This window comes from Staphylococcus sp. OJ82 (genome assembly GCF_000294465.1).
Taxonomy (GTDB): Bacteria; Bacillota; Bacilli; order Staphylococcales; family Staphylococcaceae; genus Staphylococcus; species Staphylococcus equorum.
Map to the genome: position 1 here is coordinate 136984 of NZ_ALPU01000011.1, position 15602 is coordinate 152585.

General features: G+C 31.9%; 15 protein-coding genes and 1 pseudogene. 5 read left to right on the plus strand and 11 right to left on the minus strand.

What is annotated here, in order from left to right; genetic code table 11:
• Nucleotides 1–36: 36 nt before the first annotated feature.
• From SOJ_RS11545 to SOJ_RS11555, 3 genes are all read right to left on the minus strand, one after another.
• The gene (locus tag SOJ_RS11545; protein ID WP_002508288.1) at nt 37–1155 is read right to left on the minus strand and encodes a glycerate kinase; all 1119 of its coding nucleotides are present in this window, start codon (nt 1153–1155) and stop codon (nt 37–39) included.
• Between the two features lie 364 nt (nt 1156–1519).
• Nucleotides 1520–1840, minus strand: a complete 321-nt coding sequence (gene ytxJ, locus SOJ_RS11550; RefSeq protein WP_002508289.1) for a bacillithiol system redox-active protein YtxJ — start codon at nt 1838–1840, stop codon at nt 1520–1522.
• Between the two features lie 152 nt (nt 1841–1992).
• Complete coding sequence (locus SOJ_RS11555; protein WP_002508290.1) at nt 1993–2886, minus strand: EMYY motif lipoprotein; 894 nt, start codon at nt 2884–2886, stop codon at nt 1993–1995.
• Between the two features lie 127 nt (nt 2887–3013).
• Between SOJ_RS11555 and SOJ_RS11560 the strand changes: the two are divergent.
• The 3 genes and pseudogenes from SOJ_RS11560 to SOJ_RS11570 all read left to right on the plus strand — a co-directional run bounded on the left by SOJ_RS11560 (nt 3014) and on the right by SOJ_RS11570 (nt 4947).
• Nucleotides 3014–3551 (plus strand): annotated as a pseudogene (locus SOJ_RS11560) (GrpB family protein).
• 116 nt (nt 3552–3667) lie between these two features.
• Nucleotides 3668–4621, plus strand: a complete 954-nt coding sequence (gene murB, locus SOJ_RS11565) for a UDP-N-acetylmuramate dehydrogenase (RefSeq protein ID WP_443255804.1) — start codon at nt 3668–3670, stop codon at nt 4619–4621.
• Nucleotides 4622–4632: 11 nt separating this feature from the next.
• Nucleotides 4633–4947 carry a CHY zinc finger protein gene (locus SOJ_RS11570; RefSeq protein ID WP_002508293.1) on the plus strand — a complete coding sequence of 105 codons (315 nt, stop codon included), beginning with the start codon at nt 4633–4635 and terminating at the stop codon, nt 4945–4947.
• Between the two features lie 183 nt (nt 4948–5130).
• On the opposite strand, the gene SOJ_RS11575 is transcribed toward SOJ_RS11570, so the two are convergent.
• From SOJ_RS11575 to nrdI, 8 genes are all read right to left on the minus strand, one after another.
• Complete coding sequence (locus SOJ_RS11575) at nt 5131–5454, minus strand: PH domain-containing protein (protein WP_002508294.1); 324 nt, start codon at nt 5452–5454, stop codon at nt 5131–5133.
• 220 nt (nt 5455–5674) lie between these two features.
• Nucleotides 5675–6721, minus strand: a complete 1047-nt coding sequence (locus SOJ_RS11580; RefSeq protein ID WP_002508295.1) for a ferrated catecholamine ABC transporter substrate-binding lipoprotein SstD — start codon at nt 6719–6721, stop codon at nt 5675–5677.
• A 105-nt stretch (nt 6722–6826) separates the two neighbouring features.
• Nucleotides 6827–7627, minus strand: a complete 801-nt coding sequence (locus tag SOJ_RS11585; RefSeq protein ID WP_002508296.1) for an iron ABC transporter ATP-binding protein — start codon at nt 7625–7627, stop codon at nt 6827–6829.
• Complete coding sequence (locus SOJ_RS11590; protein ID WP_002508297.1) at nt 7624–8583, minus strand: iron chelate uptake ABC transporter family permease subunit; 960 nt, start codon at nt 8581–8583, stop codon at nt 7624–7626. Before SOJ_RS11590 ends, SOJ_RS11585 begins: the two co-directional genes overlap by 4 nt.
• Entirely contained in the window at nt 8573–9541 is a 969-nt protein-coding gene (locus SOJ_RS11595) for an ABC transporter permease (RefSeq protein WP_002512098.1), read from the minus strand. Before SOJ_RS11595 ends, SOJ_RS11590 begins: the two co-directional genes overlap by 11 nt.
• A 330-nt stretch (nt 9542–9871) precedes the next feature.
• Nucleotides 9872–10840, minus strand: coding sequence for a class 1b ribonucleoside-diphosphate reductase subunit beta (gene nrdF / locus SOJ_RS11600; RefSeq protein ID WP_002508300.1), 969 nt, complete (start codon nt 10838–10840; stop codon nt 9872–9874).
• Between the two features lie 116 nt (nt 10841–10956).
• Nucleotides 10957–13062, minus strand: a complete 2106-nt coding sequence (gene nrdE / locus SOJ_RS11605) for a class 1b ribonucleoside-diphosphate reductase subunit alpha (RefSeq protein ID WP_002508301.1) — start codon at nt 13060–13062, stop codon at nt 10957–10959.
• Complete coding sequence (nrdI, locus tag SOJ_RS11610) at nt 13025–13423, minus strand: class Ib ribonucleoside-diphosphate reductase assembly flavoprotein NrdI (RefSeq protein WP_002512096.1); 399 nt, start codon at nt 13421–13423, stop codon at nt 13025–13027. Before nrdI ends, nrdE begins: the two co-directional genes overlap by 38 nt.
• A 710-nt stretch (nt 13424–14133) precedes the next feature.
• On the opposite strand from nrdI, the gene SOJ_RS11615 reads away from it, so the two are divergent.
• Together SOJ_RS11615 and queF are read left to right on the plus strand one after the other, a co-directional pair.
• A complete protein-coding gene (locus SOJ_RS11615) occupies nt 14134–15021 on the plus strand; it encodes a DMT family transporter (protein ID WP_002508303.1) in 888 nt (295 codons plus the stop codon).
• A 14-nt stretch (nt 15022–15035) separates the two neighbouring features.
• Entirely contained in the window at nt 15036–15536 is a 501-nt protein-coding gene (gene queF / locus SOJ_RS11620) for a preQ(1) synthase (protein ID WP_002508304.1), read from the plus strand.
• Nucleotides 15537–15602: the final 66 nt, after the last annotated feature.

Here is a 15602-nt window from a genome sequence, read left to right on the forward strand (position 1 = left end):
TTTAGCATGTGTTTAAAATGATTAACACCTATCTGTTTACACTTCAAATTGTGTTTTCAATAATTTAATTGCTTGTACTGTATAGTGTCTGATTTGAATACCCATCTTGAAGTCTGTAAAGCTTTCAGGCATTTCTATAAACGTATTAAATGTAGCAGTAACACCCATTGATTCAAACAAATCAAATTTGTCATCTGTTGCACATATGGCAATAGATGGTTTATTATGTTTGGTTGCTAACTCTGCAAGACGCACTGTTGTTGTTTCTAAGATTTGGTCTGCTTCATTTACACCTTCACCGAATATAATTAAATCCGCTTGTTGTATCAAATTATCTAAATGAGTAATTTGATCGACCAGTTCGTGGCTTGTCATAATTTTGGCATCATAAAGTACATTTAAGGCTGCAGCAATACCACCACCTGCGCCACCTCTTTGAACAGGACCCATTGTCAGTTTTAGCTCACTTTTGAAAATTTCACTTAAATACCACAGTAAGTTGTCTATTTCAGCAGCATCTTGACGTGTCATTCCGTAAAGTTCATATGTTTGCATAATTTCACTATTTTTACCATATAGTTTACTGTCAAAATCAGACATTAACTGAAAACGTACATTTTTCAATTGTGGATGAATGCCAGAAATATCTATTTTACGTATATATTTCAACATCTTACTACCTTGACGTAAATCCACTTCTTGAGCCTCATCATCATAGAATTTAGCTCCAAGTGCTTGTAACATACTTGCACCACCGTCAAAGCTGCCTATGCCACCTAACGACATAATAATATGTTCGGCATCATTATCTAATGCATCTAACACAATTTCGCCTAAACCATAACTTGTACGCTCAATGATTGGCTTGTCCCCTTTTAAAAACAAGTTACCTTCAATAATGGTCATATGGTTATCAGTAATGCCATAAACCGCTTCTACCTCATTCATATCTGCATCATGTGCTGGCACTTTATATTTCGTACCTGACTGCCATAAAAAGACAGAATCCATAAGTTCATGACGACCATTAAATAATGGCACTTGAACAATATCTGCTTTTTCTATTTGGCTAGCTACCGCTTCTTCCACATAACGATTGGCTTGATAGCTAGATATAATACCATTAAATTCATCCATCGCTACTAAAACTTTCATATTTGTCACCTCAAATTATTTTGTTAATAACTGTTATTTTATGATGATTATACATAACTCTAAGAAAATCATCTTCCCTCTGTAGACTTATTTATTATAATAGTACATATGTTGGTTTATATCCCTATGCGAGCATTTAAAACACACTTGCTTTGCAATTAAGCGTTCTAACTCATAACCAACGCTATAAATTATAAAGTTTAGCTCTATAAATTCGTTCACTACCAAATAGCAGTCTATATTTCTCATTCACTTATTTATTATACATGCCATTAGGAAATTTTTCACATTAAAAGAAACGCTTGCTAATCTCTTAGTGTTGATAAAAGATTAACAAGCGTTTCTAAATGTAATTAAATTTGTTTTACTCTTCAGCGTTTGCCAAAGAAGCAACATTAATTTTATCATGACTTGCATTCCAAATTGCTTGTCCCTCAACAAAATAAAATGCTTGTGGCGATTCGTGTTTCACATCTGTTTGTTCTTCTATATAATTAGATAAATCTCTCTCTTGTTGTACGATTAAGTAGTAACCATCCATATCTCTTTCATATAAAAATTTGTTGAATTGGTCCATTGCATTTGCTGAAATCGGACATGTTTCACTATGCTTCAATACAAATGCATATTTGTTTTCTTTAATAATTTGCTTAAACTGGTCAATCGAACTCAGCTTTATAGCCATTCTATTCACCTCTAAAAATATTTAACACACCTTAAGTCTCACCAAGTGTGAAAGTTCCACGATATTCTCATATCATTGTTTCCAATTATACACAATTCTCTTTTTATTGTTAACAGTTTATTCAAATTCTTATAACTTAACTTATACATCTATTAATTGTAGTTATCATTAGCTTGCTGATAATTCTTATTAAAAGTAGTTTCATACTGTTCTAGTTCTTCACCTTTTTGAGGTAACTTATTGTAATCTATTTTCGCTAATTGCTCACTAATTTCAATAGTTTCTTCTCTTGTTTCATAATAATTTTGCAAACTATAATACATCTCAATAGCATTTTTTCGAGCGTCATTGACATAGGCATCTGTTATTTCAGCTTTATTCAAGTCTCTAATTTGCTTAGTAATTAATGGCATAATTTGCTCTTTAATAGATTTTTTTATTTCATTTGAATCTGTAGAATCAGCCTCTTCTTCTGCAGTGTTTTTTAAGTCTTTATTGTTTTGTTCTAATTTATTTTTGAAATTAGTAACATCTGTACTATTACCAACTGTACTAGCTTTTTGTATATTGTCCTCTACTTGTGATCTGTTTTTCTCAAATAGTTTTGTGTATTCTAAGATATCTTCATTTGCTTTAATCGATTGATTACATAAATCAATAAACGTTTTCAATTCATTGATTGCTGATTTTTTCTTTTTTACTGAATCTAAATAAGTAGATTTAAGCTCTTTTGTTTCATTTGAACCCGTTGGTAAATTTTTTGCTGCTGTTTCGTATTCTTCTAGTTTAGGAATCAATTTGCTATTTAATTCATTTTGCAAATCATTAAATGCTTTCTTGTTTTTATCTGTCATATCTGTCTTACTCAAATTATCTAAACGTTTTAATTGTATGTCATCCATAACATTTCTTAGTTCTTTTTCTTTATTTTTCACGTCATTTAACGAACTATCAAAATCTTTGAATTCGTTTTCTCCTTCGTTGTTACAAGCAGCTAGTGAAATAGAAAAACAAACTAATAAAACAATGTACAGTATTTTTTTCATTTCTGAACTCCTTATCATTCCATATTATACAGAAACTTATTTAACTTGAAAATGATATATGATATATTGTTTCAGAATTTACAGTTTAACAGTTATATAATAACATTTAAAGGAGTGGTCAACCTATATGTATTCACGCAGACTATTATTTATAACTGAAGATAATAACAATCATTTCACCTAGCGATATAATTATCTCAAAAATGTTTTATTCATTTTATTAGATAAACCTGTCAAATCAACACATCACATCGGAGGCACAAGACACTTCATGTATCCTACTGAACCTATATTAGATATTTTAGTTGGGGTAAATAATTTACATGACGTGACTTCTTTAGACGAAAAGCGTTTGAATTATGAAGGCTTATATCGATTACACCATCCATATAAGAAAAAAATAGTCATGGCTCAATTTAACAATCTTATTGAGTTAAAACAAATCACACGACTACATATTATTCAAAAAGACACGCCACTCTACACTGATTATTTAGAGATGGATGATTTACTGGCTTCAAACAGTATGATTGCTATGCATTTTAATAATAAAAAAACAGCGTTTAGCAAGTCATAACGTAACCATTCGTGATTATGAAAAACACAAACTAATGTTATTTCAACAATTCATTGAACAAACAGACCACAAGTCATTATTAAAATGATTTATGATGACTTATTAATTTAATCAACAGCATAAAATTTGAATAAAACTATAAAACCTTTAATAAATTGCTTTACTATTTAGCAAAGACGGGTAATCATTGGTATAATAAACAAAATGAATTCAACAGGAAAGGATGTTCTAGACTTGCATAAAGATGACATCTTAAAAGAATTAGAAGCAATTGTTCCAAAAGAAATTATTAAAATAGACGAACCATTAAAACGTTATACATATACTGAAACTGGTGGTCAAGCAGACTATTATTTATCACCTACCCAAAATGAACATGTCCAATCTATCGTTCACTATGCATATACAAATGATATCCCGGTCACTTATTTAGGCAATGGCTCAAACATTATTATTCGTGAGGGCGGTATTAGAGGCATTGTAATTAGCTTACTCTCACTAGATTATATAGACGTTTCAGATGATGCTATTATTTCAGGCAGTGGTGCAGCGATTATCGATTTATCTCGTACTGCTAGAGACCATGCGCTAACTGGCTTAGAGTTTGCTTGTGGTATCCCAGGATCAATTGGTGGCGCTGTTTTTATGAATGCTGGTGCATATGGCGGCGAAGTCAAAGATTGCATTGACTATGCGCTGTGTGTAAATGATAAAGGTGAACTCATTACATTAACTAATAAAGATTTAGAGTTAGATTACCGTAATAGTATTGTTCAAAAAGAACATTTAGTCGTTCTCGAAGCAGCATTCACTTTAATGCCTGGTGACAAACAAGATATCCAAGAAAAAATGGATGATTTAACGGAAAGAAGAGAATCTAAGCAACCTTTAGAATATCCATCATGTGGTAGTGTGTTTCAACGTCCTCCTGGCCACTTTGCCGGTAAATTGATTCAAGATGCTGAACTACAAGGTCATCGTATTGGTGGCGTCGAAGTGTCTAAGAAACATGCTGGCTTTATGGTGAACGTAGACAATGGAAGCGCAACAGACTATGAAGATCTAATCCACCACGTTCAAAAAGTAGTAAAAGAGAAATTTGATGTTGAACTACATCGAGAAGTTAGAATTATTGGTGAACACCCAAACGATAATTAGGAGAATTGATTATGGTTAATATATATGGTTCTACTGTAGACAATGAAGCACGTTGCACGCATTATCCAACACCATTAGACATCATCGCAATTAAATTTAAGTGTTGCGGTAAATACTATCCATGCTATAAATGTCATAACGAACATGAATCACATGCTATAAAAAGATGGGATTCTAGTGAATTTAATGAAAAAGCAATTTTATGTGGTGTATGTAGACATGAAATGACAATCAATGAATATATGATGATTGAAGCCTGTCCTAAGTGTGATGGCCACTTTAATAATCGTTGTAAATATCATTACCATCTTTATTTTTCTATATAAACTTCATGCGTTATGCTTAATAATGAATTGAAAAAGGTACTAATCCGTTAATTAATGGATTAGTACCTTTTTATATATTTAAAATAGACTTATACCGATTTTCAAGTACATGCTTAACTAAGCAAACAAATATAAAATAACTTTAAGGCTTGGCACTATGTACTTTATTTTAAAATTCTCATACTATTTTATTTGTTCTTTTACAAATTGTACAAAGGCTTCTGCATCACCTTTTTGTATTTGCTTCATTGGCATTGGTCCAATATTAAAAGTAAAATCAATTTTTTCACCATCGTAACTAATTTGTTCTACTTCTTTATAAGCAATACTTCTGTAATAAAATTCCCCATTCATATCAACATTTAGAATAATACGTTCATTTGTTGCAATAAAAGCACCTTCAAATTCTGAAGAACCTTGAACTGAATATTCTATTGTTCCTAATACACTTGGCCCCTTTTTCTCAGTTGGAAATAAATCACTTGGATTTACATTATCTAAAATCATGTACTTCATTCACCCTTTTCTTTAGTTTATTATACAAGTTTTAAAAATGAATTTTCACGTACTTAACCAATTCATTTTTAGCATAACAAAGAAAATGTTTAATCTAAAGTTCCAAGCCACCCCAAACTATCTTCATGAAACATAAAAAGTCGACAAAGCCATATGGCTTTGTCGACTTTCTGAAAGGAATTGTATCCCCCACGATTATCCTTTTTAAATATTATTTTTCAAGTGCTTTTTCTACTTCTTCAATTTGTTTAATTGATGTAGTTGTAGAACCACTTGCGAAGTACCAAAGTTTTGGATCTAATTCATAAACTTTGTTTTCTTTTATAGCATCTACATTTTTGATAACGTCGTTACCTAAAGCTTGTTCAGCTGTTGACTTACCAGCAATTGCTTGTCCACGGTCCATAGCAAAGATGATATTAGGATTTTTTTCTGCTATATACTCATTCGTTACGTTTTGACCGTGTTTACTACTCTTAATATTTTCATCTGCAGCTGTGAAGCCCATTGTATCAAAAATCATTGCACCGAATCGTTCTCCAGCACCGTATGTTGATAATTCACCTTCGTTAACTAATAAGAATAATGCTTTTTCATCTTTTAAGTCTTTTGTTTTTTCTTTGATGCCAGCAATTTTATCATCTAATTTTTTAGTAAGTGATTTTGCTTCGTCTTCTTTTTGATAAATTTTACCTAATGTTTCAGTGTTTTTCTTCATTGAATTCACTTGGTCTTTGTCGTCAGCGCCAACATATACAACTTTTGCATCTGGTGCTGCTTTTTTGAATTCATCTAGATTTTTTTGATTTGCTGTACGCCCAGAAATATAAATTACATCTGGTTTAGCTTCTGCAACTTTATCGAAATTAACTTCTTTTAGGCTTCCTGTGTTTAAGTATTTTTCATCTTTAAAATCGCTTAAGAAATCAGGTAGTGACTTAGCACCTTCACCTTTAGGAAGTGCTTTAACTTTATCTTCAAGTCCTAATTCTTTCAATGTATCTAATGTACCATAATCAAAAACAACTGCTTTTTCAGGGTTTGTAGGCACTTCTACTGTTTCTTTAACCGTTTTAGCATCACTGCCATCACGTTTTTCCCCACTAGCCTTATAATTATTTTCAACTTTTACAGTTTTATTTGAACCTTCACTTTCTGATTTTGTATCAGATGATTTTTTATCCTCTGATCCACCATTACTACATGCTACTAATAAAAACATTAAACCTACAACTAATAATAAAGATAATTTTTTCATGTTTCTTACGCCTCCTGATTTTCCTAATGATGTATTCCTTTTATGCCCTTAAAAAGTATAACCACGTTACAGTTGCATCACTCCCTTCAAATGTTACGAATGGAATTACATTGAGTATGCGAGCTCTAAATCTTGAGTTGCTGTGAGCTCATCGAAATACACACAAATGCGTTGACCGCGGATTTCTTCAATTCTTACATCCATGTCATATAAAGCTTTTAATGTATCTGTTTGAATAACCTCATCTTTTGTACTTGCTTTGACAACTTCACCGTCTTTTAACGCGATAATATCGTCTGAATAACATGAAGCGAAGTTAATATCGTGAATAACAACGATTACAGTTTTATTTAAATCTTTTGCGAGTTGTCGTAATGTTTGCATAATTTGAACTGAATGTTTCATATCAAGATTATTCAATGGTTCATCTAACAAGATATAATCTGTATTTTGCGCAATTGTCATGGCTACATATGCACGTTGACGTTGCCCACCTGACAATGTTTTAATATAGCGATTTCTAATCTCTTTAAGATGTAACAATTCCAATGCATATTCAACTTGTTCTTTATCTTCTTGTTTGAGATGACCTTTAGAGTATGGAAATCGTCCAAAATTGACTAATTGCTCTACCGTAATATTGAGCTCGGTATGATTAGATTGTTTAAGTATCGATAATTTTTTAGCTAATTCATTACTTTTATAATCACTAATTGATTTACCTTCGATTTCTATAGAGCCATCTTCAAAGTCCATTAGGCGTGTAATTGCGGCTAACAATGTACTTTTCCCAGCGCCATTTGGTCCAATCATAGAAGTGAGTCGTCCTTTATTTATATCAACATTAATATCTTTTAAGATTTCTTTATCTTGAATATTTTTATTAAGCCCTTGTACTCGTATCAATTCGCATGTCTCCTTTTTATTAATAAGTAAATGAAGTAACTTCCACCTACTAAATCAATAATTATACTTACTTGCGTCGTTGCTTGGAATAAATTCTCTACTACACCTTGTGCTATGAATAGACTTAGCCAACTCATTAAAATAGTTGCTGGTAATATGTATTTATGTTCATATGTCTTCATCAATTCATGTGCTAAGTTAACAGTTAATAATCCTAAAAATGTAATCGGACCAACGAGTGCTGTTGAAACAGATACAAGCACTGAAACGAGTATTAACAATAATCTCGTTAACGTTTTATATGAAATACCTAAATTGATTGCTTGATCTTTTCCTAATAAAAGCACATCTAAATATGGTACAGCCCGCATCGTAATCAAAATGAGAATAACTAATATAACACCACAGAGCGTTACTAATTTAGTATTAGATGCGTCAAAGTTTGCGAACATGGAGCTTTGTACAGCCAAGAAATCTTCTGGGTTTATTATTAATTCTAAAAATCCAGTAATACTTCTGAAAAAGGTCCCGAGTATAACCCCTACGAGTAGGATGAAATAAACAGAAACATCACCAATTCTGAAGATACCTTGAAATAAAAGTAATGAAAAAACAATCATTACTAATAATGAAATTGCAAAACTGAGATACAAGTTAGTAACAAATACAGACTGTACGCCAAATGCAAACACGATTAGAACCTTCACAAACATGTATACAGAATCAAGTCCCATAATTGAAGGTGTTAGTAACCGGTTACTTGTAATCGCTTGGAATATCACTACTGAAGCTGCGATTGCGGCTCCAACTAATATCATCAGTATCAGTTTTCTTAATCGGCTAGAAAATTGATACTGGAAAATATCAAAATCAATACCTATTACAAGGTAAAGAGCTGCAGCTACCACTGTTACTGCAAATAAAATAGATAGTTTTGTTTTAGGGCTAGTTTGCATAGTTATGTCGTCCTTTCATCAGCAAGATTATAAAAATAACAGTGCCAAAAACACCAATTGTTAATCCAATATTGATTTCATATGGATACACAACAATTCTGCCGATTATATCTGAAAACATTACAAAAATAGCACCTAGCATTGCTGTATGTGGCAATGCGTTTTTTAAATGATCTCCTCTGAATATAGAAACGATATTTGGAACAATTAAACCTAAAAACGGAAGTGTTCCAACTGTTACAACTACTAAAGCAGTAATTGCTGCAGTAATAAATAAACCGACGTTAATTATTTTTTCATAATTAACACCTAGATTATTACTAAAATCTTTCCCCATTCCTGCAATCGTAAATTGATTCGCAAATATATATGTAAGTACTAATAAAGGAATGCTTAAGTATAATATTTCATATCTCCCGCTTGTAATAATGGCAAAATTCCCATTCATCCAGTTTCCGATACTTTGCACCGCATTCGTTCTTAAGGCAATAAATGTAGCGAAACTAGAAACGATACCACCGAGCATAATTCCTAAGAGTGGGATAAAAATGACATCAGTAAATCGAATAAATTGTACTAATTTCACAAACAGGAAGGTGCCACCAATGCTTAGCGTGACCGCAAATATTAATTTAATAATAATATTTGCTTCTGGAAATAGTATCAGCGATAATAAAATACCTAACTTAGCCCACTCCATCGTTCCTGCAGTTGTTGGACTTACAAATTTATTTTGCATCATTTGTTGCATAATCAATCCCGCAAGTGCCAACGTGCTTCCAGAAATTAATATACTTACCGTTCTCGGAATCCTACTAGATACAATTATGTTTATTTGCTCTTTAGATAAGTGGAATATGTCTGTAATTGAAACATTACTGACACCAATAAATAGAGAAAGGATAGTTAATAATAATAAAATGATAAATAGGACAATACCATTAAGTAAGAATTTCATAATGAGGTAACCTAATCCTTTCGATGTACAATGAATTCATAAACACTATTGGTTTTGATAATCATTATCAATAGTTATATTAAAATTTTAACATTTTTGGCGGTAAATTCAATAGCAATAGGCCATTTTAGTAAAAGTATTCGTAAATTATGTAAAAAATGACCTTTCAAATTACTTTTCACCAAATAAAAAGCCACCAAATTCTCCCCTCGGAAAATCTAGCAGCTCTTAAAATAGGAAGCATTGTTCCTAGTATTTTCTTGTAGCGTCATGTTGTCGAGACAGTCTTAAACAGACTTAATCAAATTACATAACTGCAACAATTTTATTTTAATCTTCAAATACAAAGTCTTCATCTTTTAATGCTTCAACATTCAACGCTAACGTATAACCGTCACCTTTAACTGAGAAAAAGTCATGGTTTTTCGTTGAAGTATCTAACGCATTTTCAATAATTGGGTTAAATTCTTTTTCTTCAAAGTATGAATCAAAGCCTAAGTTAGCTAATGCTTTATTACCATTATATCTAACATAATTTAGTACATCTTCTGCTATTCCTACTTCATCATATAGTGAATGTGTGTACGCTACTTCGTTTTTATACAAGTCATCTAACAACTTATACATGTCTTGATCTGCTTGTTGTTTTTCACTTTCTGACAGTTCATTACGCATACTTTGTGCATCCATACCTGTAAATACACCGTGGATAGATTCATCTAATAAGATTTTACGTATAATCTCGCCCGATGTTGTCATTCTTCCTTGTCCTGCAAGGTAAAGTGGATAATAGAAACCAGAATAGAATAAGAATGTTTCTAAAAATACACTTGATACACGTGCCATATATTGATCATATACAGATGCATCTTTACCCCAAAGTTTGTGATAGTTATTTACAATTTTATCTGATTTGTATTTTAAATGTGGTTCTTCTAAAACCCATTTATCTAGTAAATAGTTCGTTTCACTGGAAGGTAGTAACGTTGTAAAGATATGTGAATAACTTTTAGCATGGACTTGTTCCATCATACCCATAAATGAATAGACCGCTTTTTTACGTAAATCCGTTGTGTGTAACATGATAAGCGGCATACCGTCATCTGCTTGATGTGTATCCAATCCTGTTAAACCTGCTAAAGCTTTTTTGAAGGCGTTCTTTTCTGCGTCAGATAAAGTCTTCCAACTAGCAATATCTTTTGATACTTTAAACTCTGTTTCTACCCACATTTGTGAAATATTTTGTCGCCAAAACATATTTGTCATGTCTTCTTGCGTATTCCAATTGACTGCTTTCATTTAGATAAATTCCCCTATCCAGTAAAAATTTAATTAAGCAGTGATTTACAGCCTAATCTATATAAAAGACTAGGCTGCTTGTAAAAAACCACATTGCTTATCTGTTACTTAAAATTCTATATTGAACAACTTGTACATTCTTCAACGCTTAACAGTTTATTTCTAGTATAATATAACGATTTTAATCCTTTGTGATGTGCATAAACATATAGTCGAGACAGTTCACGCGTAGATATTTCTGAATTAACATAAAGAATGGTAGAAATACCTTGGTCCACATGTGTTTGAATCGTTGAGATTAAATCGATTAATTTCATTTGATCTGTATTAAATGCTGATTTATAGTACCACATTGTTTCTGGTGATAAGAAAGGCATAGGATAAAATGTTTCAGCATTACCATAAGTACGACGTTCAATTTGATCGACAATTGGCATAACAGAGCTTGTAGCATTTTGTACATAAGAAATACTTTGTGTTGGCGCAATTGCTAAACGATATGCATGGAATAAACCATTTGCTTCAACTTCTTTTTGCAATGCTTTCCAATCTTCTGGAGATGGTATCTCTAAACCATCAAATAATTTGCGTACTTTTTCAAATTTCGCTTCGAATGTTTGTGAAGTATAGAATTCAAAATATTTACCATTGGCATAATCTGATTTATCAAAGTCTTTATAAGTTTCTTGTCTTTCTTTAGCAATTTCCATTGAGCGTTCAATGGAATAGTAGTTCATCATCATAAAGAAGATGTTAGCAAAGTCTTTTGCTTCTTCAGACTCATAGCCAATTTTATTTTTCGCTAAATAACCATGTAAGTTCATTACACCTAAACCAACTGAATGTAACTCACTATTTGCTTTTCTTACACCTGGTGCGTTTTGAATGTCTGCTTCATCACTTACTACAGTCAATGCATCCATACCCGTGTGTACTGAATTCTTGAATTTACCTGATTCCATTACGTTAACGATATTTAACGAACCTAAGTTACAAGAGATGTCACGGTTAATTTCATCTTCTGTGCCATAATCGTTAATAATTGAAGTTTCTTGTAATTGGAAAATTTCAGTACATAAGTTACTCATTTTAATTTGGCCAATGTTTGAGTTTGCATGAACTTTATTAGCATTATCTTTAAACATTAAATAAGGATAACCAGATTGTAATTGTGTCTGAGCAATTGTGTTTAACATGTCACGTGCATCTTTTGTCTTTTTATCAATATTTGGATTTGCGACAAGTTCATCGTAATATGCATCAAGATCAATATCATCTAATGTCACACCATACTCTTTATAAATAGTATGTGGTGCAAACATATGGAAATCTTTACCTTCTTTTGCTAAATCAAAGAATTTAGACGGCACAATTAAACCTGTTGATATTGTAGATAAACGTAAATCTTCATCAGCATTTACTTTTTTCGTATCTAAAAACTCTTCAACATCATAGTGGAAGATATTTAAATATACTGCGCCAGCACCTGGGCGTTGTCCTAGTTGATCTGCGTAACTAAAGCCACCTTCAAGTGATTTTGCAACAGGTAGTACACCTTTTGCTACACCTTTAATACCTTTAATTGCTTCACCACGCGCACGTAATTTAGACAAGTTAATCGCAACACCACCACCAATTTTACTTAATTGTTTCGCTGTGGAATCAATGAAGTTGATAGAATTTAAACTGTCATCTGCCTCAAGTAAGAAACAAGATACAAGTTCTCCGCGGCGTGCGCGTCCAGCGTTTAAGAATGTTGGTGTTGCAGGTTGATAACGTTGTTCAACCATTGCAGAAATAAACTGTTTAGCTGTAGTTTTATGTCCATTTGCTAAATATAATGCAACAATTGCAACGTGTTGCTTGTAGTCTTCTAAATATTGGCTTTTATCATTCGTTTTCAATGCATAATCTTTATAAAACTTACTTGCAGACATGTAGCTCGCAAAATTGAATGGAATGCTTTTAGCATAATCAGTGATTTCTTCTAGGTCTGCCACTGAATATTTAGCAAATACATCAAAATAGAAATCATTATCAACGAGATAGTGAAGACGTTCAAGTTCAGTATCAAAATAAATTGTCTTATCCTGTATCTCTTCTAGATAGACTGCTAATGCCTCTTGATCTTTTTCTAAATCAAAAAAACCATTTTCTTTGCGCTTGGTAACTTCGTTATTTAATTCAATATGATTGTATTTCTTCTCGTCCATAATCTTCATTGAAATGCCCCACCTTATCTTTAAATTCGCTTATATCGTTCGTTGTGCCATGTAATTCAAACTTCATTAATAATGGTACTTGATACCGTTCCGAAATAGATCGTCCAGCTTTTGCAAAATTTTGTCCCCAGTTTCGGTTTCCGCTAGCTGCAACAGCTTGTAATAAGTCGTGATTAATATCTAAAAATGACTGAACAGGTGGCGGTACCTCGCCAAACCCTATTGTTCCAGTGACCAATATGAAAGGCTCATCCATTCTTTCAGAGCAATTATTTTGTGTGATTTCCATTACGTTGGTAAGTTCAGTTCGCTTTATGAATCTACGCACATTGCCAGAAAATGAAAAATATACAACCTTCATCGGATCACCTACTTTCTAAAATATATTTATCTTATTATGATAAAATCATGTATTATATTTAAATGATTAAAGGCGCTTTGAAAAATCAAAATAACTTAGTTTCTCGAACTAACCACAATATATAGTAATTTCTATATCTATATGTAGTTATGTAAAAACTCAATAATTAAGTATTAATGCTTGATTTGTCATGTTTAAGAGCCTAAAACAGTGTGATTTTACATAAATTTTGATTTATTATAAATAAATTGACCACGTAATAAAACACTATATATTGTGTTTTGTCCTGGCCATCAATACTATATTATGTGTTTCATTATACATAACTCAGAAGATTATTAAAAGGCTTTTATTTACGTCAAAATGTTGAATAATCAATAGAAATGGCACCAATTCAACCTTAAAGTGCTATTCATGAATCAAAAAATATTTTTTTGTGATTTTAAGGTTTTATTATTTGCTTTTCATAAAAATCTTGCAATGCTTGATGTGTCGTCTTTTACACAAAATCATTTTATACATTGTGTGAAACACAATGTGTCACTATCATATATTCTATTCTTATAAGTAAAAGATTCACCCTAAATAATAGAACGTTTGTTCGTATTTATATCTTAATATATTTCTCTTCGATTTTCAACCATATATACATCTTCAGAGCATATATGCTAATATGAATACGTTAAAAATTAAAAATTGAGGCGATACATGTGAATCCTAAAGTTAAAGGTATCATTGCTATCTTAGTTTCAGCAGTTGGCTTTAGTTTTATGACTGTCTTCTTCCGATTAGCCGGTGACTTGCCTGTATTTCAAAAGTCTCTCGCTCGAAATTTAGTAGCAATGTTTATACCATTATATTTTATTTTAAAGTATAAACAGCCTTTATTTGGCAAATTAAGTAGTCAACCTTTATTGATTTCTCGTTCAACGTTGGGATTGATTGGTGTGTTACTTAATATCTACGCTATCGATCACATGCTTTTAAGTGATGCAGATACATTAATGAAGCTCAATCCATTTTGGACGATACTACTAAGTATTATCTTCTTAAATGAGAAAGTACGTAATTATCAATTTGTAGCTATGATTGTAGCCATTTTTGGTATGTTGTTTGTTGTTAAACCAGAATTCTCCTCCACTATGATTCCTGCATTGGGCGGGTTATTCTCTGGTATTTTTGCAGCAAGTGCTTATACGTGTGTCAGAGCATTGAGTACACGTGAAGCACCTTATACTATTGTATTTTATTTTTCATTCTTTTCCATTATAGTATTGATACCTTTTACTGTGTTTACATTTGAACCCATGTCTATGATGCAAGTTGTTTATTTAATCGGTGCAGGATTAGCAGCTGCTGCAGGACAAATTGGTATAACACTGGCTTATAGTTACGCACCAGCTAAAGATATTTCAATATTCACGTATGCATCTATTATATTTACCGCAGTATTTGGTTTTATATTATTCGGTGAAACACCAGATTCATTCGCTATCTTAGGCTATATTATTATTATAGGTGCCAGTTACTATATGTTTGAAAAAGCACGTCGACAACCACTTACAATTCAAAAAGAAGAACAAAAACCTAAACGCTAAAGGAGCGATATGCAATGACTGAAGGACGCAATAAAGAAGAATTAGAAGATATTACATTATTAGGTAATCAAAACAATAAATATGATTTTGATTATAGACCTGATGTTTTAGAATCATTTGATAACAAACACCCTGGACGCGATTATTTTGTGAAATTCAATTGTCCAGAATTCACATCATTATGCCCTATTACAGGCCAACCTGATTTCGCAACGATTTATATTTCTTATATTCCTAATATTAAAATGGTAGAATCTAAATCGTTAAAGCTTTATTTATTTAGTTTTAGAAACCATGGTGACTTCCACGAAGACTGTATGAACATTATAATGAATGATCTAATTGATTTAATGGATCCACATTATATTGAAGTTTGGGGCAAATTCACGCCGCGTGGTGGTATTTCAATAGATCCATATACAAACTATGGCCGTCCTGATTCTAAGTATGAAAAAATGGCAGAACATCGTTTAATGAATCATGACCTTTATCCAGAAAAAATAGATAATAGATAATAAATCACTATTTTTTATCTACGCCTCACCTACAATGATTGAATTTTTGGGATATTAATATATGTC